This is a genomic window from Paenarthrobacter sp. FR1, from assembly GCF_051106045.1.
Taxonomy (GTDB): domain Bacteria; phylum Actinomycetota; class Actinomycetes; order Actinomycetales; family Micrococcaceae; genus Arthrobacter; species Arthrobacter nitroguajacolicus_A.
The window spans coordinates 145,224-170,646 of sequence record NZ_JBPFSF010000009.1 but is presented as its reverse complement, the minus strand read 5'-3'; the positions used below and the strand labels follow the sequence as shown (position 1 = coordinate 170,646).

At 63.1% G+C, this 25,423-nt stretch carries 27 protein-coding genes; 18 read left to right on the top strand and 9 right to left on the bottom strand.

Features of this window, described 5'->3' with window-relative positions; genetic code table 11:
• Positions 1-31: 31 nt before the first annotated feature.
• From hpaE to ACR30Z_RS17330, 5 genes are all read left to right on the top strand, one after another.
• The gene (gene hpaE / locus ACR30Z_RS17350; protein WP_144652317.1) at positions 32-1,543 is read left to right on the top strand and encodes a 5-carboxymethyl-2-hydroxymuconate semialdehyde dehydrogenase; all 1,512 of its coding nucleotides are present in this window, start codon (positions 32-34) and stop codon (positions 1,541-1,543) included.
• Positions 1,544-1,655: 112 nt separating this feature from the next.
• On the top strand, positions 1,656-2,750 hold the full coding sequence (gene hpaD / locus ACR30Z_RS17345; RefSeq protein WP_144652316.1) for a 3,4-dihydroxyphenylacetate 2,3-dioxygenase: 1,095 nt from the start codon (positions 1,656-1,658) through the stop codon (positions 2,748-2,750).
• Between the two features lie 3 nt (positions 2,751-2,753).
• Positions 2,754-3,539, top strand: a complete 786-nt coding sequence (gene hpaH / locus ACR30Z_RS17340; protein WP_144652315.1) for a 2-oxo-hept-4-ene-1,7-dioate hydratase — start codon at positions 2,754-2,756, stop codon at positions 3,537-3,539.
• Complete coding sequence (locus tag ACR30Z_RS17335) at positions 3,524-4,327, top strand: aldolase/citrate lyase family protein (protein ID WP_144652314.1); 804 nt, start codon at positions 3,524-3,526, stop codon at positions 4,325-4,327. Before hpaH ends, ACR30Z_RS17335 begins: the two co-directional genes overlap by 16 nt.
• Before the next feature lie 52 nt (positions 4,328-4,379).
• On the top strand, positions 4,380-4,823 hold the full coding sequence (locus ACR30Z_RS17330) for a hypothetical protein (RefSeq protein ID WP_144652313.1): 444 nt from the start codon (positions 4,380-4,382) through the stop codon (positions 4,821-4,823).
• Positions 4,824-4,844: 21 nt separating this feature from the next.
• On the opposite strand, the gene ACR30Z_RS17325 is transcribed toward ACR30Z_RS17330, so the two are convergent.
• Positions 4,845-5,201, bottom strand: coding sequence for a nuclear transport factor 2 family protein (locus tag ACR30Z_RS17325; RefSeq protein WP_144652312.1), 357 nt, complete (start codon positions 5,199-5,201; stop codon positions 4,845-4,847).
• Positions 5,202-5,246: 45 nt separating this feature from the next.
• Complete coding sequence (locus tag ACR30Z_RS17320) at positions 5,247-5,786, bottom strand: hypothetical protein (protein ID WP_434373796.1); 540 nt, start codon at positions 5,784-5,786, stop codon at positions 5,247-5,249.
• Between the two features lie 243 nt (positions 5,787-6,029).
• Between ACR30Z_RS17320 and ACR30Z_RS17315 the strand changes: the two genes are divergently transcribed.
• Complete coding sequence (locus ACR30Z_RS17315; RefSeq protein WP_434373795.1) at positions 6,030-7,238, top strand: aspartate transaminase; 1,209 nt, start codon at positions 6,030-6,032, stop codon at positions 7,236-7,238.
• Positions 7,239-7,251: 13 nt separating this feature from the next.
• Entirely contained in the window at positions 7,252-7,926 is a 675-nt protein-coding gene (locus ACR30Z_RS17310) for a 4-carboxy-4-hydroxy-2-oxoadipate aldolase/oxaloacetate decarboxylase (protein WP_144652310.1), read from the top strand.
• 162 nt (positions 7,927-8,088) lie between these two features.
• Here the strand turns inward: ACR30Z_RS17310 and ACR30Z_RS17305 are convergent, their stop codons facing one another.
• Entirely contained in the window at positions 8,089-8,310 is a 222-nt protein-coding gene (locus ACR30Z_RS17305; protein WP_167510513.1) for a hypothetical protein, read from the bottom strand.
• Positions 8,311-8,434: 124 nt separating this feature from the next.
• Positions 8,435-9,379, bottom strand: coding sequence for a LysR substrate-binding domain-containing protein (locus tag ACR30Z_RS17300; protein ID WP_434373794.1), 945 nt, complete (start codon positions 9,377-9,379; stop codon positions 8,435-8,437).
• 265 nt (positions 9,380-9,644) lie between these two features.
• Between ACR30Z_RS17300 and ACR30Z_RS17295 the strand changes: the two genes are divergently transcribed.
• The 5 genes from ACR30Z_RS17295 to ACR30Z_RS17275 all read left to right on the top strand — a co-directional run bounded on the left by ACR30Z_RS17295 (position 9,645) and on the right by ACR30Z_RS17275 (position 14,421).
• The gene (locus tag ACR30Z_RS17295) at positions 9,645-10,433 is read left to right on the top strand and encodes a LamB/YcsF family protein (protein WP_434373792.1); all 789 of its coding nucleotides are present in this window, start codon (positions 9,645-9,647) and stop codon (positions 10,431-10,433) included.
• A gap of 1 nt (position 10,434) precedes the next feature.
• On the top strand, positions 10,435-11,172 hold the full coding sequence (locus ACR30Z_RS17290; RefSeq protein ID WP_434373791.1) for a 5-oxoprolinase subunit B family protein: 738 nt from the start codon (positions 10,435-10,437) through the stop codon (positions 11,170-11,172).
• A complete protein-coding gene (locus ACR30Z_RS17285; RefSeq protein ID WP_144652306.1) occupies positions 11,169-12,182 on the top strand; it encodes a biotin-dependent carboxyltransferase family protein in 1,014 nt (337 codons plus the stop codon). Before ACR30Z_RS17290 ends, ACR30Z_RS17285 begins: the two co-directional genes overlap by 4 nt.
• A 55-nt stretch (positions 12,183-12,237) precedes the next feature.
• On the top strand, positions 12,238-13,578 hold the full coding sequence (locus tag ACR30Z_RS17280; RefSeq protein ID WP_144652305.1) for an MFS transporter: 1,341 nt from the start codon (positions 12,238-12,240) through the stop codon (positions 13,576-13,578).
• A 93-nt stretch (positions 13,579-13,671) separates the two neighbouring features.
• Complete coding sequence (locus tag ACR30Z_RS17275) at positions 13,672-14,421, top strand: SDR family oxidoreductase (protein WP_434373790.1); 750 nt, start codon at positions 13,672-13,674, stop codon at positions 14,419-14,421.
• A 121-nt stretch (positions 14,422-14,542) separates the two neighbouring features.
• On the opposite strand, the gene ACR30Z_RS17270 is transcribed toward ACR30Z_RS17275, so the two are convergent.
• The 4 genes from ACR30Z_RS17270 to purB all read right to left on the bottom strand — a co-directional run bounded on the left by ACR30Z_RS17270 (position 14,543) and on the right by purB (position 18,012).
• On the bottom strand, positions 14,543-14,977 hold the full coding sequence (locus tag ACR30Z_RS17270; protein ID WP_089596607.1) for an acyl-CoA thioesterase: 435 nt from the start codon (positions 14,975-14,977) through the stop codon (positions 14,543-14,545).
• A 74-nt stretch (positions 14,978-15,051) separates the two neighbouring features.
• Positions 15,052-15,555 (bottom strand): GNAT family N-acetyltransferase, encoded by a 504-nt coding sequence (locus ACR30Z_RS17265; protein ID WP_434373789.1) that lies wholly within the window; start codon positions 15,553-15,555, stop codon positions 15,052-15,054.
• A 129-nt stretch (positions 15,556-15,684) separates the two neighbouring features.
• Positions 15,685-16,341: a histidine phosphatase family protein gene (locus tag ACR30Z_RS17260; RefSeq protein WP_434373787.1), complete on the bottom strand. Its 657-nt coding sequence runs from the start codon at positions 16,339-16,341 to the stop codon at positions 15,685-15,687.
• A 264-nt stretch (positions 16,342-16,605) separates the two neighbouring features.
• The gene (gene purB / locus ACR30Z_RS17255; RefSeq protein WP_434373786.1) at positions 16,606-18,012 is read right to left on the bottom strand and encodes an adenylosuccinate lyase; all 1,407 of its coding nucleotides are present in this window, start codon (positions 18,010-18,012) and stop codon (positions 16,606-16,608) included.
• Positions 18,013-18,177: 165 nt separating this feature from the next.
• Between purB and ACR30Z_RS17250 the strand changes: the two genes are divergently transcribed.
• Together ACR30Z_RS17250 and ACR30Z_RS17245 are read left to right on the top strand one after the other, a co-directional pair.
• A complete protein-coding gene (locus ACR30Z_RS17250; RefSeq protein WP_434373785.1) occupies positions 18,178-18,489 on the top strand; it encodes a hypothetical protein in 312 nt (103 codons plus the stop codon).
• A gap of 95 nt (positions 18,490-18,584) precedes the next feature.
• Entirely contained in the window at positions 18,585-19,844 is a 1,260-nt protein-coding gene (locus ACR30Z_RS17245; protein ID WP_434373784.1) for a hypothetical protein, read from the top strand.
• Between the two features lie 31 nt (positions 19,845-19,875).
• On the opposite strand, the gene ACR30Z_RS17240 is transcribed toward ACR30Z_RS17245, so the two are convergent.
• Entirely contained in the window at positions 19,876-20,304 is a 429-nt protein-coding gene (locus ACR30Z_RS17240; protein WP_144652298.1) for a phage holin family protein, read from the bottom strand.
• A gap of 72 nt (positions 20,305-20,376) precedes the next feature.
• Here ACR30Z_RS17240 and ACR30Z_RS17235 point away from each other — a divergent pair, with 72 nt between their 5' ends.
• The 4 genes from ACR30Z_RS17235 to ACR30Z_RS17220 all read left to right on the top strand — a co-directional run bounded on the left by ACR30Z_RS17235 (position 20,377) and on the right by ACR30Z_RS17220 (position 25,415).
• A complete protein-coding gene (locus ACR30Z_RS17235) occupies positions 20,377-21,495 on the top strand; it encodes a histidinol-phosphate transaminase (RefSeq protein ID WP_208760035.1) in 1,119 nt (372 codons plus the stop codon).
• Positions 21,496-21,645: 150 nt separating this feature from the next.
• Positions 21,646-22,839 carry a pyruvate dehydrogenase (acetyl-transferring) E1 component subunit alpha gene (gene pdhA, locus ACR30Z_RS17230; RefSeq protein WP_434373782.1) on the top strand — a complete coding sequence of 398 codons (1,194 nt, stop codon included), beginning with the start codon at positions 21,646-21,648 and terminating at the stop codon, positions 22,837-22,839.
• Entirely contained in the window at positions 22,839-23,819 is a 981-nt protein-coding gene (locus tag ACR30Z_RS17225; protein WP_144652295.1) for an alpha-ketoacid dehydrogenase subunit beta, read from the top strand. The genes pdhA and ACR30Z_RS17225 overlap by 1 nt, the downstream gene beginning before the upstream one ends.
• 54 nt (positions 23,820-23,873) lie before the next feature.
• Positions 23,874-25,415, top strand: coding sequence for a 2-oxo acid dehydrogenase subunit E2 (locus ACR30Z_RS17220; RefSeq protein ID WP_434373781.1), 1,542 nt, complete (start codon positions 23,874-23,876; stop codon positions 25,413-25,415).
• Positions 25,416-25,423 lie beyond the last annotated feature (8 nt).

Sequence of the window (25,423 nt, the reverse complement as noted above, 5' to 3'; positions counted from 1 at the left end):
CAACCACTGATCGCTAGTTAGGACTTCAACGATGACGACCTCAGTAGAGACCGCCAAGCACTACATTCCCGAGAATCTGCCGTCCCACATCCAGCACTTCATCAACGGTGAATTCGTTGATTCCGTGTCCGGCAAGACCTTCGACGTCCTGGACCCTGTCTCCAACGGCAACTACGCCACTGCTGCTGCGGGCCAGAAGGAAGACATCGACCTCGCCGTCGCCGCTGCCCGCGAAGCGTTCGTCAACGGCCCGTGGCCGAAGATGAAGCCGCGCGAACGTGCCCGCGTCCTGAACAAGATCGCCGACGCCGTGGAAGCGCAGGAAGCACGCCTTGCCGAACTGGAAACGTTCGATACCGGCCTGCCGATCACCCAGGCAAAGGGCCAAGCGCTCCGGGCTGCCGAGAACTTCCGCTTCTTCGCTGACCTGATCGTGGCCCAGTTCGATGACGCCATGAAGGTCCCGGGCTCGCAGATCAACTACGTGAACCGCAAGCCGATCGGCGTCGCTGGCCTCATCACGCCGTGGAACACGCCCTTCATGCTCGAGTCCTGGAAGCTCGCCCCGGCTTTGGCAACGGGCAACACCGTGGTCCTCAAGCCTGCCGAGTTCACCCCGCTCTCTGCGTCGCTGTGGGCGCAGATTTTCAAGGACGCCGGCCTGCCCGACGGCGTGTTCAACCTGGTCAACGGCCTGGGTGAAGAAGCCGGCGATGCACTGGTGAAGCACCCGGACGTGCCGCTGATCTCCTTCACCGGCGAGACCACCACGGGCCAGACGATCTTCCGCAACGCAGCCGCCAACCTCAAGGGCCTGTCCATGGAGCTCGGCGGCAAGTCCCCGTGCGTCGTGTTCGCCGACGCCGATCTGGACGCCGCGATCGACTCGGCACTGTTCGGTGTGTTCTCCCTCAACGGCGAACGCTGCACCGCAGGCTCCCGCATCCTCGTTGAGCGGGCCATCTACGACGAATTCTGCGAAAAGTACGCCGCCCGGGCCAAGAACATCGTGGTGGGCGATCCCCACGACCCCAAGACCCAGGTGGGCGCGCTCGTCCACCCGGAGCACTACAACAAGGTGGCGTCATACGTGGAGATCGGCAAGTCGGAAGGCAGGCTCCTGGCCGGCGGCGGCCGACCCGACCACCTGCCCGAAGGCAACTACATCGCACCCACGGTGTTTGCCGACGTCGCGCCTGACGCGCGGATCTTCCAGGAGGAAATCTTCGGTCCAGTCGTGGCCATCACGCCCTTCGAGAACGACGACGAGGCCCTCGCCTTGGCGAACAACACCAAGTACGGCCTGGCGGCCTACATCTGGACGCAGAACCTGACCCGTGCCCACAACTTCTCCCAGAACGTCGAAGCCGGCATGGTGTGGCTCAACAGCCACAATGTGCGTGACCTCCGCACCCCGTTCGGCGGCGTCAAGGCCTCCGGCCTGGGCCACGAGGGCGGCTACCGCTCGATCGACTTCTACACCGACCAGCAGGCCGTGCACATCACCCTCGGCTCGGTCCACACACCCAAATTCGGCGCCTAAACCCTAAACTCGGAGTTTTTGTACAGATAACGCCCCCCAAAGCCCGTTCTAAAGGGCCGTACCTGTACAAAAAATCCACCCAAATGACCCCTTTCAACGAAGAGAGAATCCCATGAGCAACCCCTTCACCGGCCCCATCCCCACTCCCACCGTTCCGGCTCCGGACATCGTCCGCTGTGCGTACCTGGAACTGGTGGTCACGGACTTGGAGAAGTCCCGCGCGTTTTACGTGGACCTCCTGGGCCTGCACGTCACCGAGGAAGATGAGAACACCATCTACCTGCGCTCCTTCGAGGAGTTCATCCACCACAACCTGGTGCTCCGCAAAGGACCCGTTGCTGCAGCCGCTGCCTTCGCGTACAGGGTGAAGTCCCCGGCCGAAGTGGACGCCGCCGAGGCCTACTACCGCGAGCTGGGCTGCCGCGTTGAGCGCCGCAAGGAAGGCTTCACCAAGGGCGTGGGCGACTCCGTCCGCGTGGAGGACCCGCTGGGCTTCCCGTACGAGTTCTTCTACGACGTTGAGCACGTCGAACGCCTCACCCAGCGCTACGACCTCTACTCCGCCGGCGAGCTGGTCCGCCTGGACCACTTCAACCAGGTCACCCCTGACGTTCCCCGCGGACGCAAGTACCTGGAGGACCTCGGCTTCCGCGTCTCCGAGGACATCAAGGACTCCGACGGCGTCACGTACGCCGCCTGGATGCACCGCAAGCAGACCGTGCACGACACCGCCCTGACCGGCGGCAACGGACCCCGCCTGCACCACATCGCCTTCTCCACGCACGAGAAGCACAACATCATCCAGATCTGCGACAAGATGGGCGCCCTGCGCATCTCCGACCGGATCGAACGCGGCCCCGGACGCCACGGCGTGTCCAACGCGTTCTACCTCTACATCCTTGACCCGGACGGCCACCGCGTGGAGATCTACACCCAGGACTACTACACCGGCGATCCCGACAACCCCACCGTCACCTGGGACGTCCACGACAACCAGCGCCGCGACTGGTGGGGCAACCCCGTAGTCCCGTCCTGGTACACCGAGGCTTCCCTGGTCCTGGACCTCGACGGCAACCCTCAGCCCATCATTGAGCGCGAAGACAAGTCCGAAATGGCCGTCACCGTCGGCGCCGATGGCTTCTCCTACACCCGGCCCGAGGGTGCTTCAGATGCGGCGGAGGGCTTCAAGCTGGGAGCGCAGGTCTAAACCATGTTGGACGCGAAGACGATCGAAGCCATTGCCGACGAGCTCCTCGAAGCAGGCCGGAGCCGCAAGCCGGTGCCGCGGCTGACGGCCCGCTACCCCGACATGACGGTGGAGGACTCCTACGCCGTGCAGCAGTTGTGGCGTCAGCGGAACGAGGAAGCGGGGCGCACGTTGGTGGGGCGGAAGATCGGCCTCACGTCCAAGGCCATGCAGGCCGCCACGGGCATCACCGAGCCGGATTACGGTGCCATATTCGATGACATGGTCCTCGAAACCGGCTGTTCCGTGGAGTGGGACAAGTACACCCATCCACGGGTGGAGGTGGAGCTGGCCTTCGTGTTGAAGTCCGGCCTCAAGGGGCCCGGCTGCACTATTTTCGATGTCCTCAATGCCACCGACTACGTGGTTCCGGCCCTCGAAATCCTGGACTCCAGGATCGAAATGGAGGGCCGGACCATCGTGGACACCATCTCGGACAACGCCGCGATGGGCGCCATGGTGGTAGGCGGACGACCGGTGCGGCCGGACGCCGTCGACCTCCGCTGGGTCTCCGCCATCTTGTACAAAAACCAGACCGTCGAGGAGACCGGAGTTGCCGCCGGAGTGCTCGACCACCCGGCCAACGGAGTCCACTGGCTGGCCAACAAGATCGCCGCCCACGGGGACTCGATGAAGGCCGGAGATATCATCCTGGCAGGCTCGTTTACCCGCCCCCTGTGGGTGTACAAAGGTGATACCGTGCACGCGGATTACGGACCGTTGGGAGTCGTGACATGCAATTTCGACTGAGCCCCACCTTCTACTCGGCCCTCTCCGACGCGGGTCGTCCCTTGGCCGGGATGTGGGTGTGTTCAGGCAGTCCGCTGGTGGCCGAAATCTGCGCCGGGTCCGGTTTGGACTGGGTGCTGATCGACGCCGAGCACAGCCCCAACGGCCTCGAATCCATCCTGGCCCAACTCCATGCCGTCAGCGGCTACCCCGTGCAGGTCATGGTCCGGCCACCGGTCAACGACACCGTGGTCATCAAGCAATACCTGGACCTCGGCGTGCAGAACCTGATGATCCCCATGGTGAACTCGGCCTTTGAAGCCGCCACCGCCGTGGCAGCGGTGCGGTATCCGCCGCACGGTGTTCGCGGTGTTGGCTCCGCCCTGGCGCGCTCGTCACGCTGGAACCGCGTCCCGGACTACCTGGGTTCGGCCTCCGAGTCCATCAGCCTCACGGTCCAGATCGAATCCGAGTCAGCGGCCTCGGCTGTCGAGGAGATCCTGGCCGTCGACGGCGTGGACGGCATCTTCCTCGGCCCCTCCGACCTCGCGGCGTCCATGGGCCTGCTGGGACAGCAGGAAAATCCGTTGGTGAGGGCCGTCGTCGAACATTGCCTGGAAGCCGCGAAAGCGGCCGGAAAACCGGCCGGAGTGAACGCCTTCAACGAGGCCACCGCCCGCGCCTATCTCGACGCTGGCGCCTCCTTTGTGCTGGTAGGCGCCGATGTCGCGGTCCTGGCCCGTGCGTCCGAAGGCTTCGCCTCAACGTTCATTCCCGTGTCCAAGACCGCGGAGCGTGACAGCTACTGACATGCCGGCGTGGGCTAGGCTCGAGGACACGAGAGCCTGAGGGGGCAGAGCCATGAATCGTCGTGTTGTCGCTGTAGCTGCCATTGTTGCCGCGTTGGGGCTGGCCGGTTGTTCGTCGCCAACAGGCCCGGACGTCCTGGCCAGGGAAGCGACGGCGGAAGACCAGCTTCCGGAGCCCGTGAGCCTCACCGGAGTGGATCTTGAGGTCGAGCCGGGGTCGGCCCGTTTGTTGGCTACCCATGATGACGTGAAGTACTACGGGGCCAAGAGCAAGACAGGCGGTTCCTTTTGCTTGTACGCGGTGCCGGTTGGACTCCCGGAGCGGTGGAGGGCGGGCTGCGCGGCGGTTGCCACGGGTGAGGAGATCCTCACCCTCACTGTGTTTGACGGTTCACAGGCGAAGCTCGTCAACGATGACGTCGACGCCAGCCAAGCTAAATACCAAGGCTGGACCCAGATCCACGAGAATGTGCTGGTCGGCCCCGCTGACCGATAGTGGCTATTTGCCCGATAGTGGCTATTTGCGCGCCATGTACCACTCCGTGAATTCACGGGCGCGGCCGTCGTCGGCGAAACGGATCACCCAAAGGTTGTCATAGGTGGGCTCACCATTGAGGTACGTGGTCACGCCTTGGACGAAAGCGGTATCGCCGTCCTGCCCCAGGAGTGTCCATTCGAAGGTCCAGTCCTCAGGCTTGTCGCCTGCGTCCGCCCACGCTTTGACGATCTCTTCGTGGCCATTCCACGGTTTCTCCGTGTTGGGTTTGTCGTAGTAGACGGCGTCCTCGGTGAAGAGGGCCCGGATGTCGTCGGGCTCGTTTGAGGTCCACGCGCGTTCGTACCGGTCCATCCATGAATTCACGTCGTTGGTCATCTACCCGTTCTACCCTGCACTGGTGCCGGGTTCAACGGTGTGGGCTCAGGCGGGACGCACGCTTCCGCGGGTAGCCCGGCGGACGTGGTCCGGGGTGAGGCCGGTCAGCGAGGCGAGTTCCAGGTCGTCGCAGACCTGCTTCCGGAGTGCCATCACCATCAGGGCCTCGCGACGTTCCGTGATCTGGTCACGGTGCCTTTCGGCTGCCCTGAGTTCCGCGCTTTTCTGCTTCAAGGCGGCCACATGTGCGCTGCGGGGGAGACCGCTCGGATGGAGGTCGTCATAAGCCAAACCTATGGTCCGGAGGGTCCTCAGATTCTCCCCGGTGACAGTCGAAACCGTGGTCAAGGTCAGCCCATCCTCCAGGGCCTGCGCGATCAACTCGTTCCGCGCGGCGGTCAATGTCCGGATGGCGCTCGCTGCGTGGGAGAGCAGTTGACGATGCGCGGCCAGGGCATGCGTGAGTTTGGTGTGTTCGGCTTCCAGGGGCTGCGAGCGTGGGGCCTTCGCCCGGTAGGTGTACCGTCCGGCGGCTGCGTGGCCCTGCAATGAAACGGCAGGGGCTGACCCGGTTTGGGTTGGCATGTGGCTCCCTTTCGGTTTTCGTAACAGGCGCTTCCGACCCCTCGAATCTAGGCAGAGTTCACCGGGCCAAGGAAATACCAATACCGCGTGAACCCATAAGCAAAGTGCATGGAAGGGGTGTCATAAGACCCCCTTATAGATCCACGCACATTAGGTCTTATCCACAGCGCTCGCGGATCCCTAGTCTCGAAAAAGGGGATACGCGAATCCGCGCGTCCTGAGTTCCACATTCCTGGAGGAGACATGTCCGACTACCTGCCGGCGTCGAGGGTCACCCGCATCAAGTCCTCAGCGAGCGTCGCCGCGGCCGCCCGCGTCCGCGAACTGAAAGCTGAAGGCATCCCGATCATCGACCTGACAGTGGGCGAGCCGGACTTCGACACTCCGGACCACATCAAGGCCGCGGCCATCGAGGCAATCAACAACGGCGAGACCAAGTACACCTCGGTGACCGGTACGCCGGAGCTGCAGACCGCTATTCTTCGCAAGGTTGAAAGCCACACCGGCCACCACTACCAGCGGAACCAGCTGACCATCGGCGGGGGAGCCAAGCAGGTCCTGTACGTAGCGCTGATGGCGTCCCTGAATGAGGGCGACGAAGTGATCGTTCCCGCGCCGTACTGGGTTTCCTACCCGGACATGGTGCTCGCCAACGATGGCACCCCGGTGATCGTGGCCTGCGGCGAAGAGGCGTGCTTCAAACTCACGCCGGAGGCGCTGGCAAAGGCCATCAGCCACAAGACCAAGTGGCTCATCCTCAACGCGCCGTCCAACCCGACCGGTGCCGTGTACACCCGCGAGGAACTGCAGGCACTCGGAGCGGTCCTTGAGGAACACCCGCACGTCTTCATCCTCACCGATGAGATCTACGATGAAATCCACTTCGGCGACGGCCGCGTGACCAGCCTGGTCACTGCCGCACCGGCACTTAAGGACCGCATCCTGTTGGTCAACGGAGTTTCCAAGGCCTATGCCATGACCGGTTGGCGGCTCGGCTACGGAGTGGGTCCAGTACCCCTGATTGCGGCCATGAACAAGCTGCAGTCGCAGACGTCGTCGTGCCCGTCGTCCATCAGCCAGGCCGCAGCAGTCGCGGCGCTGGACGGCGACCAGTCCTTCGTCCGTGACTCGGTGGAGGTCTACCGCAAACGCCGGGACGCCGCCGTCGAGGGCCTCAACGCCATCAACGGCCTGTCCGTTGCGCCGGCCGAAGGCGCGTTCTACGCCTACGTGAACTGCAGCGGTGTGATCGGCAAAACCGCGCCCGACGGCAAGGTCATCGAGAACGACCAGGACTTCACGCTCTACCTGTTGGACGCCGCGCGCGTGGCCGTCATCCAGGGTTCGGCCTACGGCTTGGGCCCTTACTTCCGGATCTCCTTCGCCACCTCGCTGGAGACCATCAACGCCGGCGTGGACTCCATCCGCGACGCCGTCAACGCCCTCAACTAGAAAGATCCAGACCATGATCCACGTCAAGACCAAGTTCGAGCGCCCCGACGCCGATCTCGTCAGCCGCCTCGCCAAGTTTTCCTCGGCCACGATCCACGAAGCACAGGGCCGCCGCGGCGCGTTGAGCTCCAGGATCAAGCCGATCGACCGTTCCATGTCCTTCTGCGGACCGGCCGTTACCGTTGCCTGCGCACCACAGGACAACCTCATGCTCCAGGTCGCCATCCACTATGCCCAGGCCGGCGATGTGGTCCTGGTCGGCGCGCAGGAAATGTCCGAGGCCGGCACGTTCGGCGATGTCCTGGGCAACGCGATGAAAGCCAAGGGAATCGCTGCCATGGTCACTGACTCGGGCGTGCGGGATACCCAGGACCTGATTGAACTCGGCCTTCCCGTGTTCTCCGGCAGCGTCAGCATCAAGGGCACCGTCAAGGAAACCCTCGGCCCGATCAACCACCCCATCGTCTTCGGCGACGAAATCATCTACCCGGGCGACATCCTCCGCGGCGACGCTGACGGCGTGGTGGTGGTCCGCCGCGAAGAGGCCGAAGAAGTCATCGCACTGTCCCAGGCACGCGACGACCACGAGCGCGAACTCATCAAGCTCTACCACGACGGCGGCAACACCATCGAGCTCTGCGGACTGACCGAGAAGCTCAAGGAGAAGGGCCTCCTGGTGGAGGACTAGGCCCTGCAGCCAAGGCTGGCCGCACTGCTGGAGAACCAGCGTGCGGCCGGCCTTTGGCGTATCGGGAGAGCACAACAAAGGCGCCCTTGCCAGTGGCAGGGCGCCTTATCGTGGTGAAGCTGAAGTGGGAGTACGACGGCGGCTGGCTGGGTGGTGGCTGGTTCAGTCCAGTCCGGAGTGTCCCGGGCGGGTATCCACCAGGTGCCATTCGATGCTGTTGCCGGCGTGGGCGGGCATCAGGCTTCCTTCGAAGACGAACAAGGGTTCGCCAATGCCGCCGATCGGACGCCAAAAACCATTCCGTGGGCAGTGAAAACCGGTTCGTGCGCTGATCGTTCCGCGGGTTGGATTCGAAACCCATCCGGCCGTGCTGATCTTTTTCACCGTTGTTTCCTTTGAACGTGCCCGCGGAATCCGTGAGCTGCTTTCGAATTTCTTTCTAATTCGATATTAGGAAATTAAATCGGCGTTGAATAAGACCAAAGCTGTCTGTCCGGATAAGTGTTTGTTATGGATGGGCCGGCAGTTGCACGGGGTCGGTTCCGTACTTGTTGATCAGTTGTTGGTGCAGCATTTCCTTGACCACCATGAGCACGGCCGAGGCGGCCTCGGACAGTGGCTCGTGGTCGGGGGTGCAGAGGGCGATCTTGCTCTGCAGCCCAGGTTCCACGATCCGCAGCACCTTGAAGTCCTGGTCCGGGAAGAGGGCATCCGCGGCTGATTTCGGCAGCACGGTGCCGCCCAGGTTGGCGCGGATCAGCCGGGTGAGGGAGGGGACGGACTCCACTTCGCCCACCAAGCGGAGCGGCAGGTCCTGGTCTGTCAGTCCCTTCTCGATGAGCTGCCGCAGCGTGTGGTTCTTCTCCGGGAGGAACAGTCCCACCGTGCTGGCTTCGGCGAGGGTGATGGTGTCCTTGCCGTGGCTGATGTCCACGTCCGGGTGCACCACCAGGTGGAGGTCTTCCACGATCATGGTGGTGAACTGCACGCCGCGGATCTTTCCGGGCTCGTAGATCAGGGCCATGTCCAGGCGGCCGTTCTTGATGGCCTCGCTCAAGACGCCGCCGAAAATCTCGGTCAGGTGCACCACGATATCCGGGTACCGGCGGCCGACTTCGCTGATGATCTGGGGCGTCAGGCTGGACGCCATGCTGTAGGGCGCGATCGCAATGGAGACGCGGCCGGAGGGGGCCGCCCCGGAGGTGGCGACGTCTTGCCGGGCCTGCTCCACCAGCCGGAGAATCGACTGCGCGTGGCGGTAGAGGGTGTGCCCTGCGGCCGTGGGCTCAACGCCTTGCTTGCTGCGGATCAAAAGGCGCTGCTTGAGGTCGTTCTCCAGCGCGGAGACCTGCTGGCTCAGGGCGGGCTGGGCCACGTGGAGCGCGGCAGCGGCCTTGGTGATGCTGCCTGAGTCAACAATCTGCACAAAGTATGAGAGCTTGCGCGTATCCATGGGTCTGCCTTCCTGGAGGGCCACGTCCCCGGGTGGCATGCGTTAGGGAAATTCTATCCGGGCACCGCTGGGACCCAAGCCACAGTACAGGGTGGCGCAGGTCATAACGGAGAGCTATCACGGGATAGCTATTAGGTCTTTGTGCAACGTGGTTGACCGGTGCGAGACTTTTGGAAAGAACTTCAGGCAACGCTTTGGGTATCAACCAGCACCTGCCATTTTCCCGGAATTCAATTCCACTGCAAAACCACGGAAAGAGAACCACGTGAACCCGATTATTGATCTTGTAGCGGATCTTGGAGAGGGATTTGGCGCTTACACCATTGGCGACGATTCTGAACTCCTGGAGATCGTTTCAAGTGCCAATATCGCGTGCGGGTTCCACGCCGGCGACCCGGACATTATGGCCGCCACGGTTGCTGAATGTGTTCGCCGCGGCGTAGGCATTGGGGCTCACCCCAGCTTCCCGGACCTGCGCGGCTTCGGCCGACGCGACATGGGCCTCTCAGCGAGCGAGGTGCAGAACGATGTGCTGTACCAGATGGGGGCCCTGAACGGTTTCGCCGCTTTCCATGGCACAAAGGTCACCCACCTCGCCCCGCATGGCCGGCTCGGCAACCTCGTGGCTGTCCGCGCAGACTACGCCCAGGCGGTGGCCCAGGCGGCGGCCCGCGTGGACAAGGAACTCATTGTGGTGGCCCAGGACGGCGAACTGGCCACTGCCGCCCGTGAAGCCGGGCTGGACGTAGCAATAGTTGGCATTGTGGACCGCGCGTACCAGGAAGACGGTACCTTGGTTCCCCGCAGCCAGCCGGGCGCTGTGCTGCACGATCCCGCAGAGATCGTGGACCGCGCCCTGCGCATGGTGGTGGACGGAAAGATCCGCTGCGCCACCGGCGTGGACATGGACATCGACGTCGATACCGTCCTCCTCCACGGGGACAATCCCGGCGCTGTGGAACTGGCCCGCCGGATCCGTACCGAACTTATTTCCGCCGGCGTCAGCATTGCCCCGCTGGCCGAGGTCATGGATGCCAAGCGGAAGGCGGCCTGACATGTCCGTCCTGACAGTGGCTCCCACCGAAATCCACGAATCCGGAGACTCCGCGTTGCGTGTCGTGGCGATATCGGAGGCGAGCGAAGACAATTGGCTCACCGTCCACCGCTTGGCCGACTGGCTGGAAAGCTGCGGAGCGGAAGGTCTCCACGGCGCTGTTCCCACTTACGACTCGGTGCTGGTGGAGTTCGATCCCATCATGGTTTCCGCCCGCCAAGTGCGCGCCTTCGTCAAGCTCGGACTCCTGGAACTCCACCATGCCGATGAATCCGCAAAGGCTCCCCGCGAATTCGATGTTCCCGTGGTGTACGGCGGCGAGTACGGTCCGGACCTGGAGAAGGTCGCCGAGTACCAGGGCATCTCCACCGAGGAAGTCATCAGGTTCCACACCGGGAAGACCTACACCGTACGGTGCCTCGGTGCGCCGGCGGGTTCGCCCATGATGGACGGTCCGGCGTTCCCCAAACCCGTGCCCCGCCTCAAGGATCCCCGGCTCAGCGTGCCCGCCGGCGCGGTGGCGGTTGCCGGACGCCAGGCTGTCATCGCCCCGGCAGCGGCTCCTGGTGGCTGGTGTGTGATTGGCCAGACCCCGCTGAGCGTCCTGAACATCCGTCGCGAACCCCTTGTGCCCTACAAGCCGGGCGACATTCTACGGTTCCGGCAGATCCCCGCCGAAGCCTTCAGCGACTTCGCCGGCATGGACTTGGTGCCACTGGAATTGGAAGCACGGCCATGAGCGGCGCAATCCTGGTCCAGCAACCGGGCAATTCCGTGGTCACGGACCTCGGCCGATTCCGTGGACCCCGCTTCGGGCTGCCGGTCAACGGCGCCTTGGACCAGTACTCCGCCCGGGCCGCCAACATCCTGGCCGGCAATCTGGACAACCATCCCCTGGTGGAAATCACCGCCCTCGACTTCCGGATGACGGCAAACACCGACCTCCTGATCGCCGTCACTGGTGCTCCCCTCACCCTCACCGTCGGTGGCCGCCCCTGCAGCCAATGGGAGCCGGTATCGGTGCGTGCAGGTGAATCAGTGTCCATTCGCGGGATCCACCGCGGACTCCGCGCCTACCTGGCCGTCCACGGCTCCCTCGAAGCTGAGACGTTGCTCGGCAGTGCAGCTCCGGACACCGTGGTGGGCTTCGGACTTCAACTTCGGGAAGGAACCACGCTCGTCACCCGTCGGAGCGTGACACCTGTACGCCAGCCGTACTTCGACCTTCCCCTTTTCCGGCTGGGCCTTGAGCGGCCAAGCATGGGATCAGACCTGTCGGTCGATGTGACCGATGGACCGGACGTCGCCGAGTTTGGCGAATCCGGTGAATTGCTCTTCACCTCGGAGTACGCCGTCAGCGGCCGCAGCAACCACATCGGCCTGCGGCTCGGCGGAGAGCTTCCGGAAAGAACCTCAAGCGGTGAGGTCCTTTCCCGCGGCGTGCCAGTGGGCGCCGTCGAGGTTCCCTCAAGGGAAGAGCTGCTGGTACTGCACCGGGGCCGGGGCGTCACCGCCGGGTATCCGGTCCTGGCAGTAGTCACCAGCACCGGACTGGATGTCCTGGCCCAAGCGAGGCCAGGGGACAAAGTCCGTTTTCGGAAAACCACAGTGGCAGAAGCAACTGCCGCCCACAGGCGCTCGCGGGCCCAACTTGAAACACTCCGCGAATCCGTCAACACCGTCTTCGGACTCCTCGGCATCGGATGCCGTCCCCAGTGGCAGGACCTACCAGTTGCGGCATGCAGCTAAAAACCTGTCGTCATACCAGTAGGCGTTGCTACGCTCATCTCAGTAAGGAAAAGTCATGACCGCAAGCACCAACGCTGCGCCAGTGCAGCATGAGCGGCTTACCAGCCGCCAAACCCGCAAGGTTGTCACCGCAGGTTGTGTTGGCATCTTCGTGGAACTGTACGACAACGGCATTTTCGCCTTCATGGCGGGAACGCTGGCTCTCGTCTTCCTGGCCCCGGGCAACCCGGACAACGCCCTGCTCTTCGTGTTCGCCGGTTACGCGGTCTCCTTCTTCGTTCGTCCGCTCGGCGCGGTGGTTTGCGGCTACCTCGGAGACCGGATCGGCAGGCAAAAGCTCCTGGTCTTCGTCATCCTCCTGATCAGTGTTGCCACCGCCGGTATCGGCCTGCTGCCCCCTTACGCGGCCATCGGCATCGCGGCGCCTATCCTGTTGGTCCTCATGCGGCTCCTCCAGGGCTTCTCCGTCGGCGGCGAGGCCGCCGGCGCCATGACCTTCCTCGCTGAACACGCTCCTGAGGGCAAGCGCGGCATCATCACGTCTTACGCACAGATCGCTTCCTTCGCGGCACTGCTCACCGGTACCTTGGTGGCCTTCTCCATGTCTCCGTGGCTTACCCAGGCAGCAATCGACGGCGGCGGCTTCGGCTCGTTCGCCTGGCGCATCCCGTTCCTGGTGGCCATCCCCATGGGCATCATTGGTTGGTACATCCGCAAGGCCATCAGCGACACCCCCAACTTCGAGAAATTGAAGGAAGAGGGCGGGCTCTCCAAGAACCCGCTCAAGGAAGCCTTCCAGTCCAAGGAACACCGCCGCGCCATGCTCCTGGCCCTCTTCATCCCGCTGATGAACGGCTCCGGCTACTACGTCCTCTTCTCCTACATGCCTACCTTCCTCAAGGGCAAGCAACTGAACTTCACCATCGGCGAAGCCCTCCTGGTCACCGCGTGCAGCCTGGTGGTCATCTGCATCGCCATCCCGTTCATGGGCGCCCTCTCCGACCGCGTTGGCCGCAAGAAAGTCATCGCGGGCTCCGCCATCGCCATGGCAGTCCTCGGCATTCCGTCCTACGCCCTCATCGCCACCGGCGAAATGGGCCTGGCCATCCTCGGCGCCTGCATCATGGCCATCGTCTTCGCCGGCCACACCGCAGTCATCCACATCCTGATCGTCGAGCTCTTCCCCACCCGCGTTCGCTACTCCGCCTACGGCCTGGGCTACAACATCTCCTCGGCCCTGTTCGGCGGTACCGCCCCGCTGCTCATGACCTGGCTGATCGGCAGCACCGGCAACATCTACATGCCTGCGTTCTACGCAGTGGTCACGGCCCTCGGCACCTTGATCGCCGTCAGCACGGTCAAGGACCGCGCACACGAACCGCTGCGCGACGCCTAGCCACCACTACCTGCGGCCCACTACCTGCGGCCAGCGCCGGGCTTCCGGGCCCGGCGCACTGCGCCCCACGATTCCCCACCTTTGGAGGACCCAATGTCTTTTTCCGACTACACCACCGCCCTTGTCACCGGAGCATCAACCGGAATGGGCGCAGCCATCGCCGAGCGCCTGGCCAAGCGCGGCCTGACCGTCCACGCCGTGGCCCGCAACGAGGAACGCCTGGCCGAGCTGGCCGACCGCACCGGAGCCACCCCGCACGTAGTCGACCTGACCGACACCGCCGCGCTGGCCGCCGTCGTGAATGACCTCAAGGTGGACGTCCTCGTGAACTGCGCCGGAGTGTCCCGGCCCGGCAACATCCTGGATTCGTCCGAGGAGGACATCGACGAACTAGTGGATGTGAATCTTCGCGGCCTGCTGCAGCTCACCCGACTGGTGCTGCCGGGCATGGTGGAACGCGACCTCGGCCACGTCATCAACATCAGCTCGATCGCCGGCACGTACAACTTCTACGGCCACACGGTCTATCACGCCACCAAAGCCGCCGTGCACCAGATCTCCCGCCAACTCCGCAACGACACCGTGGGCAAGCGCATCCGCGTCACCGAGATCTGCCCCGGCCGGGTGGAGACGGAGATCTTCGGCCGCAACCTGGGCGGCACGCCCGAGGCCATGGAAGAAGCCTGGCAGACCTACTACGAGGGCTACGAGTCGCTGACCACGGACGACATCGTCAACGCCCTGGACTACGCCATCGAAACTCCGCGCCACGTGAATGTGGGCATGCTTGAGCTCATGCCGACGTTCCAGGTACCCGGCGGCCTGACGTTTGACCGGCGCTAAGGCGCCCCACAGGTTCCGGTGACATCACTCCCGTCACCGGATATATAAGCTGGCGGCCGCGTTCTCGTGGCCGCCAGCACCCGTTGAGCAGCAGTTTGAAGGCGGTACGACGGCGGCAGGTTCAGTCTTCGTCCAGCGTTTCGGTCAGGTGATGCGTGGGGATGCGGTCGCGGTCGTACGTGATCTCCGTGTAGCCATGCGGCTGGGGACGACCGTCCGTGCCGAGGTTCACGAAAACGATCTCCTCAATGGTCAGGATCGGCTGCCGCGTGATCATGTTGCGGACCTCTGCCCGCATGGTCAGGGATGTCCGGCCGAAGCGCTTTGCCGTCAGCCCCATCTCGATCAGATCCCCTTGCACAGCGGAGCTCACAAAGTTGATTTCGGAGATGTACTTGGTCACTGCGCGGCCATTGCCCAATTGGAGGATGGCGTAGATCGCGGCCTCTTCATCGATCCACTTCAGCAGGCTGCCACCGAAGAGCGTGCCGTTGGCGTTGAGGTCCTCGGGCCGCACCCATTTACGGGTGCGAAAGGTGATGTCTGCTTTTTCCATAATCCGAGATTATCGAACCGGGGCCACTCTCTGCTTGATGTTGCGTGGACGCATGAGGCCAGTGCCGTCCGTTCCTAAGCCATTGCCGTGTGAGACGCACTGTGCGAGTCGAGGCGCTTGGAGTAGCAATACGATTCCTTGACCCCCACGTACGGGCCAAAGTTCGGCACCGATGCGAACCCTGCGCTCTCATAGAAGCTGCGGCCGTCCGACTGGGCCGAACCCGCTTCTGCGGCGATCACGCTGAATCCGTGGGAATGGGCCTGGGCCTCGAGTGCAGCCAGGATGGAACTCGCAACTCCCGAGCCGCGGGCGTAAGGGACCACGTACAACCTTTTGATTTCGGCCGTGTTCTCGTCCAGCATTCGGAGCCCGCCACATCCCAGCGGCTGTCCGGAGCATTTCTCATAAGCAACAACGAAGACCGCCGTGTCAGCTTCCGAAGGCGGCGGGCCCGGCTCATGGTCCGTAGTTCCGAAGCGTGAATCCAGTTCTGCCTGCTGTGCTGCCCGGAGGTCGGCGCCCACGGGATTGGCCCACGTGACCTGCCGAATATTGAGCCGTGGGTTGGTCTGCATTGGTGCCTCAATTCGCCGGGTTTGGTCGGAGGGGTCTATGCGTCTCAAGCCTACGGAGCGGTGGTTACCGTGGTGTTTCCTGCGCGTAAGCGTCGGGAGAAATGCTGGAGCGAAGGGGAGCAGCGTGCCTTACAGTGCCTCGCCCGTAGGGTCCTCGGCGGTTTGGTCTGCCAGAGCCATGCCACCCACGGGGATCTGGTCCCAGTGCAGCACCTTCCACCCATGTGCGGGGTCGCCGTCCAGGGCCACGATTCCGGTGTTGGGGAGCTGGTGCGTTTCGGCGAACAGTGTGTCAATGTCAGTGGCCCTCCTGCCTGCCCAACAGCGGATTGCGGCACCATGGCTGACGATCGCGGCTGTTGAGTGCCCTGCGGCTGCAACTTTCTCCACCGAAGCGTCGAAACGGGCGAAGAAAGCGTGCCCGTTAAAGGCCCCCGGCATCCGCACGTCCAGGTCACCGTCCGTCCAAGCGAAGACGGTGCTCATGTAGCGCATGTGAGATTCGTGGTCTGTCTTCTTTTCCAGGGCGCCGGCTTCGATTTCGTGGACGCCGTCCAGGATGGTTGGCTCCAATCCTGTGGCTTGTGCCAGCGGGGCCGCAGTGTGTTGGGTACGCAGCAACGTGGAGGTATACAGGGCCTCGATGGCTTCGTCAGCCAAGGCTTCCGGCAAGGCCGCTGCCTGGCGCTTACCGAGCCCAGTCAGCCCCGGGCCAGGAAACGCCGTGTCCAGCTGGCCTGCGACGTTACCAGGGGTTTGTCCGTGCCTGATCAACAGGAGCTTCATGGTTGCTCCGCTCCTCACGTGTAGCTGCAGGGGGTGGCGGTGTTGCGCTCCAGCCCGTTTACCTCCACCCAACCAGCCCCTGGAGCCACGGAACAGCCAGACACGCCGTTTCGAGGTCAAGCGCGTGCTGTGGTCAGCAGCTGGGAAGGAGCGGACTTCCGCTGGAAAGCTGGGGCGCCGACGCGGGGGTGATACCGAGGGCGGTTAACGCCGACGGCGGACCGAGGCACCCAGCCCCGGCCCGCCGTCGTCGAGCGTTGAGCGTTACTGCAGGTGATCCACCAGTTTGTCGGCGATGCCCGTGTACTTGCCCGGAGTGAGGGCGAGCAGCCGAGCCTCGGCGTCAGCGGAAAGGCCGAGGCCCTGGACGAATTCCTGCATGCGGGCAGCGTCCACGCGCTGGCCACGGGTGAGATCCTTGAGTCGCTCGTACGGGTTCTCCATGCCCTCGACGCCGGAAATCGCCTCGGCGCGCATGACCATCTGGATCGCCTCGCCCAGGACTTCCCAGTTGGTGTCGAGGTCGCCGGCCAGTACTTCCTCGGCCACGTCCAGAGCCTTGAGGCCCTTGGCGACATTGGAGATGGCCAGCAGGGAGTGGCCGAACGCGACGCCGATGTTGCGCTGCGAAGATGAGTCGGTGAGGTCTCGCTGCCAGCGGGAAGTGACCAGCGTTGCACCCAGGGTGTCCAGGAGGCCGTTGGAGATTTCCAAGTTGGCTTCAGCGTTCTCAAAGCGGATCGGGTTGACCTTGTGCGGCATGGTGGAGGAACCCGTGGCTCCCGCGACCGGAATCTGACGGAAGTAACCGATGGAGATGTAGCTCCAGATATCCGTGCAGACGTTGTGCAGGATGCGGTTGAAGCGGGCGATGTCGGCGTAGAGTTCGGCCTGCCAGTCGTGGCTTTCGATCTGCGTGGTGAGCGGGTTCCACGTGAGGCCGAGGCCTTCCACGAACGTCTTGGCGACGGTTTCCCAGTCGGCGCTCGGGACAGAAGCGACGTGTGCGGCGTAAGTACCGGTAGCACCGTTGATCTTGCCCAGGTACTCGGTCTTGGCGATGCGATCCAGCTGGCGGTTCAGGCGGTGCGCGATGACTGCCAGTTCCTTGCCGAGCGTGGTGGGCGTGGCGGGCTGGCCGTGCGTGCGGGACAGCATGGGTACCGAGCGGTTCGCTTCCGCCATGTCCTCGATCTGCTTGACGAGTGCGGCAGCGTTGGGCAGCCACACGTTCTCCACGGCACCCTTGATGCCAACAGCATAGGAGAGGTTGTTGATGTCCTCGGACGTGCAGCCGAAGTGCACCATGGCCGTGAGGTTCTCGATGCCGATAGCGGGCAGGCGGCGGCCGATGTAGTACTCCACAGCCTTGACGTCGTGGACAGTGACGGCTTCGATTTCGGCGAGTTCATTGACCGATGCGGCGTCGAATTCGGTGACGATCGCGCGCAGCTTGGCGTTCTGCTCATCGGACAGGGGACCAGCGCCCGGCAGGACGGACTGGCTGGTCAGGTGAATCAGCCACTCGACTTCAACGTGAACGCGATCGCGGTTCAGGGCCGCCTCGGACAAGTAGTCGACGAGGGGCGCAACGGCGGCACGGTAGCGGCCGTCGAGGGCGCCGAGGGCAAGGGGTTCGGAAGCGAGGGACACGCGAGGGGATTCAGCCATGATGCCTATTCTTTCATGTTCCGTGGGACAGCCCGAGTTGGTGACGGGGTTATGTGGATGGCCATCCCTTTATCCACATAGCCGACGACGCCGCTTCCGTCGGGTTCCGCCGGTCCGTAGCGTTTTGGCTACCGATCAGCAGAACAATCCCTGGAGCAAACGGACATGAGTGTCGGCTTGATGCCTGCAGCCAACCCGCCCACCTTCGACCCCCTGGAATGTGCCTTGCGCAGCCATGAAGTCCAGAGACTGGCATGGCGTCTCACCACCTGTGTGGATCAAGTGGACGCCGTCCTGGTGTCTCTGCGGAGGACCCAGCTCGCGGACTGGCAGTCGCCGGCAGGACGCGCCTATCGGACCACCATTGCCCTGCACGCGTCTGCACTGATGCGGGCCAGGGAGTCGCTGGACGCAGCAGTTGCGCTCGTTCTCCGTCACTCCCAGAACGTCTCCGTATCGGGCGAGAGGGGTCCGTGATGGCTGATTCCGCCCCCGCGGGTGCCGGCGCGGCCCCGCTGCCTTCACCCCCGGCCCCGGATGGGACCCTTCTGATTAGGGGAGGAGCGGGCGGGATGTCCTTCCAGCTTGAGGAACTCCTTCGTGGCGCCAGCCAGCTCGACGAGCTGGTCCAGCAGCTTCTTGGGCTGGAAGAAGAAGCACTCCGTATTCAGGATGCCCTGGAGCCATTCCTATACGACTCTTATGATTCCGGCTGCCGTGCCGTAAACGCCGTGGCGGAGAGCCGGAAGGAGGTAGGGCGGGTCCGCCAGGAATTGGCGGGGGTCGGTGCAAGCGTCCGGGCAAGCCACCGGGACTATGTGGAGACGGAGGCCTATAACGCCCGGCCCCACGCACTGCGTCTTGATCAAATAAGGAGCTCCGGCATTCCTGGATTCCTGGCACTGGGGCGAGACCTCACTGAGGAGGGCTACAACCGGCTCATCCCCGATGGCTACAAGGCGGCCGACTTCATACGCCTGCTTCTCGATTCGCCACTGCTGACCCAGCACCAACCCCGTCCGGTAAGCATCGAGAAGATGGAAGAAGCCACCGAAGACGTAGAGCCGACCATGGCAGAAAGCCTCCGGCGACTCGAGAGGCTGCATGCCCTGAACGATGGTGCAATCGAGGTCATTCAATTCGATAACAACGGGTCACCCTCATGGATGGTCCTGATTCCGGGAACCCAACCCCAGTCACCCTCCACAAACCCCTTTGATATCCAGGGAATCGGCGAAGCGCTGGGCTATGACTCTGAAGAGGTTGTTCCAGCCGTCGGCCAAGCGCTCCGTGAGGCGGGTGCTGCGGCCGGGGATCCAGTGGTGGCAGTGGGCCACAGCCAGGGCGGCGTTCATGCCATGAACCTCAGCCAGAACAAGGCGTTCTTGAACGAATTCGACCTCAAGTATGTTCTGACGGCAGGAGCCCCGGTTGGAGACATTACCCCCGAGCCCGGCATCGCCTCGCTCCATCTGGAACACGTTCAGGACTGGGTCCCTGGGACAGACGGCCGGATGAACGCCGATACAAAGGAGCGGGTGACTGTCACCCTGACCGACGAACTCCAAGCACCCGACGGAGAAGACCCGGGTCTGGGACCAGGACATGACCAAGAGAACTACGCGGCAGGAGCAGAGTTGGTCGCCGCCAGCCATGACGAGTCACTGCTGGCTTCAAGTGCTGCGTTTGCGGGCGTGGTCGGTGCCGGTGGCACGGCCAAAGTGACCCGTTTCAAACTGCAAAGGGCGCCCATGCCAGACCAGTCATCGGCGTTACAGCCTGCTTCGCCCCCAACGGTCCGTGAAACGAAGGCGGACGCGGGAAGCCGGTAGGGCTTCACCTGCGGGGGATGCAATCCTTCTGCTAACGCTTGCGTGCGCCTGGGATCAGGCCAGCCACCATGGAAATGATGCTGATGATGATGGACGCCAGGATGGCCGTCCAGAAGAACGAGTCGAGAGTGAGGTGCACCGGAGTGAAAGTGCTCAGCCATGCCGTGAGGTACAGCATCGCGGCGTTGATCACGATAGTGAAGAGTCCAAGCGTCAGGATGGTCACCGGGAGGGACAGCAACCGGACCAAGGGGCGAACGAAGGCGTTCACCACTCCGAAGATGAGTCCAATGAAGAGGTACGCCAAGATAATGCCGGCTGTGTCCGCGCCTTGCGCCAGTCCCGCGTTGGAGGCGGCCGTTTCGGTGGCGGACGTGGAGATATCCATGCCTTCGAGCAGCCAAGTGGCCACCCAAAGGGCAAGTCCGTTAATCAGGACGCGAATAATGAATGAACCCATGACCCCATGGTTCCACACGCACCTGTTAAACAGCTCAGCGATGGCCGTGTGCAGGCAAGTAGGCTTGAAGCCATGACTACTACTGACAACGTACCGGAGGGCGTACTCCCTCGCCCGGTCGTGGACAGGCTCCCCAAATATGCGGCGGGTAAACCACCCGTCCCGATTGAGGGCCTTACCAGCTACAAATTGTCGTCCAACGAGAACCCGCTGCCTCCAATTCCTGCAGTGCTGCAGGCAATCGCAGACCAGTCCGATATCAACCGCTACCCGGATCCCCTCGCCACCAAGCTGCGCAACAGCCTGGCGGGCTTCCTGGATGTCCCCGCTGACGACGTCGTCACCGGTGCCGGCAGCCTGGGGGCACTGAACCAGATCCTCGCTACGTTTGCCGGCCAGAATGACGACGGCAAGCCCGACGAGGTCATCTACGCTTGGCGTTCTTTTGAGGCTTACCCCATCTGCGTTGGACTCGCGGGAGCAGCCAGCGTGCAGATCCCGTTGTTGGCCGATGGGCGCCACGACCTCGACACTATGGCCGCCTCCGTTACGGTGCGGACCAAGGTGATCCTCCTCTGCACGCCCAACAATCCCACCGGACCGATCCTCACCGCCGAGGAAACGGAACGCTTCATTCAGGCCGTGCCGCCCAATGTTGTGGTGGTCATTGATGAGGCTTACCAAGAGTTCGTTCGTGATGCGGACGCCGTGGACGGAATCAAGCTCTACCGCAAATACCCCAACGTTATTGTGCTGAGGACGTTCTCCAAGGCCCATGGACTCGCCGGCCTGCGTGTTGGCTACAGCGTTTCCGGTCCTTTGCTGACGCAACACCTCCGGGTGACCGCCACACCCTTTGCCGTTTCCCAAATCGCGGAACGCGCAGCCGTGACATCCATCGAGAATTTCGACCAGGTTGTGGAAAGGGTACAAAGCCTGGTGGATGAGAGAGACCGGGTAACGGCTGGTCTGCGGGCTTTGGGTTGGTTCGTGCCGGAAGCCCAAGGCAACTTCGTTTGGTTGAATCTTGGCGAGAACAGCGGCGAATTTGCGGCCCTTGCGGCGCAGCAAGCGTTGTCAGTGAGGGCGTTTGGAAACGAAGGCGTTCGAGTCAGCATTGGTGAAGAAGAAGCGAACACTCGATTCTTGAATCTCTGTGCAGGTTATACAAAGGCTCCGCAAGGTTCCTAGCGGTTAACAAATGCGCCAACCTTACTTACTGCCGATAAAGTAAGGGACGAAAGCCAAAAGTATGCCCGTTCCGGAATGCATTCCGGAACGGGCATATATCCCAGCGACAGACATTGCCCGGCGCTCCGCCGTGGCAAGCAAGGAGACGGAATGGGCTCGACACAACTGCCCCCCGGGACGGAAGAAACTCTCGCGGCGACCACCGCGGCAGCCGCCGCGCCAGGCGAACCTGTGGAAATGGTTCAGTTGCTCGGCCCCGACGGAAAACTGGGTACCGATCCTGTCTTCTCGGACTACGCCAAGCGCATTGATCCCGAAAAGCTCCGCGTCTTCTATGCGGACATGGCCAGGATCCGTCGTTTCGACCAGGAAGCCACCGCGCTCCAACGCCAAGGTGAACTTGCCTTGTGGGTCCCGCTGACCGGTCAGGAGGCCGCACAGATCGGCTCCGGGCACGCAAGCCAGCGCCAGGACTACATCTTCCCCACCTATCGCGAGCACGGCGTCGCCCTGGTCCGCAACGTGGACCTTGCCGAGCTTCTCAAGCAGTTCCGCGGCGTCTCCAACGGTGGCTGGGATCCGCGGGAGAACAACTTCCACCTCTACACCCTGGTTCTCGCGGCCCAGACCCTTCACGCCGTTGGCTACGCGATGGGCATCCAACGGGACCAGAAACTTGCTGCTGCCGCAGACTCCACGGATCCCAAGGCCGCCGTGATCGCCTATTTCGGTGATGGCGCCAGCTCTGAGGGCGACGTCCACGAATCCATGGTCTTCGCCGCGTCCTATGAAGCCCCCGTGGTGTTCTTCTGCCAGAACAACCACTGGGCCATCTCCGTGCCCACCGAGGTCCAGACCAAGGTCCCGTTGGCCAACCGTGCCAAAGGGTACGGGTTCCCGGGTATCCGTGTGGATGGCAACGACGTGATTGCGGTCCATGCCGTCACTGAATGGGCCCTTGAGCATGCCCGTGAGGGCCGTGGTCCCGTACTGATCGAGGCTTACACCTACCGGGTGGGTGCACACACCACGGCCGACGATCCCACCAAATACCGGGAGTCCGCAGAGGAAGCCGCGTGGCGCGAGAAGGATCCCCTGGACCGTTTGGAGAAGTACCTGCGCGCCGAGGGCCTGGCGGACGAAGCGTTCTTTGACCAGGTAAAGGCCGACGGCGATGAGCTGGCCAAGTACGTCCGCAGCACGACGCATGGCCTGGAGGTCCCCGACATCCGCGATGCGTTTGCCAATGTGTACGCCGAACAACACCCGCTGATTGCGGAGGAACTGGCCTGGTTCGAGGAATACTCGGCAGGCTTCGAAAGCGATGAGGAGGCAGCTAACTGATGGCAACCATGACCATTGCTAAGGCCATCAATGAGGGTCTCCGGGCATCGCTGACAAGCAATCCAAAGTCGCTGCTCATGGGCGAGGACATCGGGCACCTGGGCGGCGTTTACCGTGTCACCGATGGCCTCATCAAGGAGTTCGGCGACGAACGCGTCGTGGATACTCCGTTGGCTGAGTCCGGCATCGTGGGCACGGCCATTGGCCTGGCCCTCCGCGGATACTCACCGGTGTGCGAGATCCAGTTCGACGGCTTCGTCTTCCCCGCCTTCAACCAGATCACCACGCAGTTGGCGAAGATCCACTCCCGCAGCCTCGGCAAGTTGACCGTACCCGTGGTCATTCGAATTCCCTACGGCGGCGGTATTGGCTCGATTGAGCACCACTCCGAGTCGCCGGAAGCACTGTTCGCCCACACCGCCGGGCTGCGCATCATTTCGCCTTCCAACGCCCACGACGCCTACTGGATGATCCAAAAGGCCATCGAGTGCCAGGATCCCGTGATCTTCTTCGAACCCAAGCGCCGCTACTGGCTCAAGGGTGAGGTGGACGTCCAGAACCCCGGTCTGTCCGAGGACCCGTTCAAGGCGCACGTTGTCCGCGAAGGTACTGACGCCACCATCGTGGCGTACGGTCCCTTGGTTCCAGTGGCCCTCGCCGCCGCCAACGCAGCCATGGAGGACGGAAGGAGCATCGAAGTCGTCGATCTCCGTTCCATCTCGCCGGTGGATTTCGACACTGTGGAAGCGTCAGTCAAGAAGACCGGCCGCTTGATAGTTGCCCACGAGGCCCCGACCTTTGGCGGCATCGGTGGTGAGATTGCGGCGCGTATCAGCGAGAGGGCGTTCCTGCATTTGGAGGCTCCCGTGATCCGTGTGGGCGGATTCCACATGCCTTACCCCGTTGCCAAGGTGGAAGAGGACTACTTGCCTGACATCGACAAGATCCTCGAAGCGCTCGACCGCTCCCTGGCCTACTAAACTGCCCTGATCCTGCCCGCTTTGCTGCCGGGTAACCGGAAATCGAGGACCACTGTGACTGTAAAGAAATTCAACCTGCCGGACGTTGGCGAAGGCCTGACCGAGGCCGAGGTAGTGGCTTGGAAGGTCAAGCCGGGAGACGTCGTTGCCATCAATGATGTCCTGTGCGAGATCGAAACCGCCAAGTCCCTCGTCGAGCTCCCGTCGCCGTTCGCCGGCACTGTCACGGAGTTGCTCGTAGATGAAGGCATCACCGTGGAGGTCGGCACGGCGATCATCGCTGTCGCGGAAGGCCAGGACGGCGAAGCTCCGGCGACGGCCCCTGCGCCGGACGTGCCTGCCGTCGAAATGCCCCTCTACGGCAAGCTGCCCGCCGACGACGACAGCGACGACAACCGCCCGGCCGGTGGTCCGTTGGTGGGTTCAGGTCCCAAGGCCGACGCCGTCAAACGCCGGGCCCGCAAACGTCCGGCCGGCGCTGTGGTCGAGGCTGCCGCAGTAGCTGAAAACGCGGAGGGCACAGTTCAGGATCACCAGGCTGTCCTGGAAGCCAAAGCAGCCGAAGCGCCGGTACCCCACCGTACGACGCCGGCACGCGCCGTCGTCGAGCCTGTGACCCAGGTGCCGGACGGCCAAGCGCCGCAGCCCGCAGCTTCCCGGGGTGCGGCCATCAGCGACACCATCAGTGGCCTGGTCAACAAAGTCCTGGCCAAGCCGCCGGTGCGTAAGTTCGCCCGCGATCTTGGCATTGACCTCGCAGATGTGGTGGCCACTGGTCAGCGCGGTGAGGTGACCCGCGAGGACCTGGTGAGCTACCAGGCGCAGCGGGACGCCGAACATGACCAAGCGGATAGTTTCTGGGGTGCGTCCAAGAAGCCCCAGGACCAGCGCGTGGAGCGTTTGCCGGTCAAGGGCGTACGCAAGGCGACAGCCAAGGCCATGGTGGAATCGGCGTTCTCCGCTCCCCACGTCAGCATCTTCGTGGACGTGGATGCCAGCCGCACCATGGAGTTCGTCAAGCGACTCAAGGTTTCCCGGGATTTCGAGGGCATCAAGGTCTCGCCGCTCCTCATTCTCGCCAAGGCAGTGATCTGGGCGGCTGCCCGCAACCCCAGCGTGAACGCAACGTGGGTGGATAACGCCGACGGTAATGGAAACGCTGAGATCCAGGTCAAGCACTTCATGAACCTGGGTATCGCGGCTGCAACCCCACGCGGTCTCATGGTCCCTAACATCAAGGATGCCCAGGACCTGTCGCTCAAGGAATTGGCCTTGGCACTCAACGAGCTGGCCACCAAGGCCCGTGCAGGCAAGACGCAGCCAGCTGAAATGCAGGGCGGAAGCCTCACCATCACCAATATCGGTGCCCTGGGCATTGATACAGGTACGCCAATCATCAATCCGGGCGAAGTCGCCATCATCGCGTTCGGAACCATCAAGCAGAAGCCGTGGGTTTTGGACGGTGAAGTCATTCCGCGCTGGATCACGACACTTGGCGGTTCCTTCGACCACCGAGTAGTGGACGGCGACCTGTCGGCTCGCTTCATGGCTGACGTAGCAGCCATTCTTGAAGAACCGGCGCTGTTGCTTGACTGACCAGAAGG

Excerpts from the sequence above, each read along its gene's own strand:
- ACR30Z_RS17265 (WP_434373789.1), bottom strand. The coding sequence starts at position 15,555 with ATGCAGACCAACCCACGGCTCAATATTCGGCAGGTCACGTGGGCCAAT.
- purB (WP_434373786.1), bottom strand. The coding sequence starts at position 18,012 with ATGGCTGAATCCCCTCGCGTGTCCCTCGCTTCCGAACCCCTTGCCCTC.
- ACR30Z_RS17225 (WP_144652295.1), top strand. The coding sequence starts at position 22,839 with ATGGCAACCATGACCATTGCTAAGGCCATCAATGAGGGTCTCCGGGCA.
- ACR30Z_RS17315 (WP_434373795.1), top strand. The coding sequence starts at position 6,030 with ATGTCCGACTACCTGCCGGCGTCGAGGGTCACCCGCATCAAGTCCTCA.
- ACR30Z_RS17260 (WP_434373787.1), bottom strand. The coding sequence starts at position 16,341 with ATGAAGCTCCTGTTGATCAGGCACGGACAAACCCCTGGTAACGTCGCA.
- ACR30Z_RS17270 (WP_089596607.1), bottom strand. The coding sequence starts at position 14,977 with ATGGAAAAAGCAGACATCACCTTTCGCACCCGTAAATGGGTGCGGCCC.
- ACR30Z_RS17325 (WP_144652312.1), bottom strand. The coding sequence starts at position 5,201 with ATGACCAACGACGTGAATTCATGGATGGACCGGTACGAACGCGCGTGG.
- hpaD (WP_144652316.1), top strand. The coding sequence starts at position 1,656 with ATGAGCAACCCCTTCACCGGCCCCATCCCCACTCCCACCGTTCCGGCT.
- ACR30Z_RS17240 (WP_144652298.1), bottom strand. The coding sequence starts at position 20,304 with ATGGGTTCATTCATTATTCGCGTCCTGATTAACGGACTTGCCCTTTGG.
- ACR30Z_RS17245 (WP_434373784.1), top strand. The coding sequence starts at position 18,585 with ATGTCCTTCCAGCTTGAGGAACTCCTTCGTGGCGCCAGCCAGCTCGAC.
- ACR30Z_RS17335 (WP_144652314.1), top strand. The coding sequence starts at position 3,524 with ATGCAATTTCGACTGAGCCCCACCTTCTACTCGGCCCTCTCCGACGCG.
- ACR30Z_RS17285 (WP_144652306.1), top strand. The coding sequence starts at position 11,169 with ATGAGCGGCGCAATCCTGGTCCAGCAACCGGGCAATTCCGTGGTCACG.
- ACR30Z_RS17290 (WP_434373791.1), top strand. The coding sequence starts at position 10,435 with ATGTCCGTCCTGACAGTGGCTCCCACCGAAATCCACGAATCCGGAGAC.
- ACR30Z_RS17280 (WP_144652305.1), top strand. The coding sequence starts at position 12,238 with ATGACCGCAAGCACCAACGCTGCGCCAGTGCAGCATGAGCGGCTTACC.
- ACR30Z_RS17275 (WP_434373790.1), top strand. The coding sequence starts at position 13,672 with ATGTCTTTTTCCGACTACACCACCGCCCTTGTCACCGGAGCATCAACC.
- ACR30Z_RS17300 (WP_434373794.1), bottom strand. The coding sequence starts at position 9,379 with ATGGATACGCGCAAGCTCTCATACTTTGTGCAGATTGTTGACTCAGGC.
- ACR30Z_RS17310 (WP_144652310.1), top strand. The coding sequence starts at position 7,252 with ATGATCCACGTCAAGACCAAGTTCGAGCGCCCCGACGCCGATCTCGTC.
- hpaE (WP_144652317.1), top strand. The coding sequence starts at position 32 with ATGACGACCTCAGTAGAGACCGCCAAGCACTACATTCCCGAGAATCTG.
- ACR30Z_RS17330 (WP_144652313.1), top strand. The coding sequence starts at position 4,380 with ATGAATCGTCGTGTTGTCGCTGTAGCTGCCATTGTTGCCGCGTTGGGG.
- hpaH (WP_144652315.1), top strand. The coding sequence starts at position 2,754 with ATGTTGGACGCGAAGACGATCGAAGCCATTGCCGACGAGCTCCTCGAA.
- ACR30Z_RS17235 (WP_208760035.1), top strand. The coding sequence starts at position 20,377 with ATGACTACTACTGACAACGTACCGGAGGGCGTACTCCCTCGCCCGGTC.
- pdhA (WP_434373782.1), top strand. The coding sequence starts at position 21,646 with ATGGGCTCGACACAACTGCCCCCCGGGACGGAAGAAACTCTCGCGGCG.
- ACR30Z_RS17250 (WP_434373785.1), top strand. The coding sequence starts at position 18,178 with ATGAGTGTCGGCTTGATGCCTGCAGCCAACCCGCCCACCTTCGACCCC.
- ACR30Z_RS17320 (WP_434373796.1), bottom strand. The coding sequence starts at position 5,786 with ATGCCAACCCAAACCGGGTCAGCCCCTGCCGTTTCATTGCAGGGCCAC.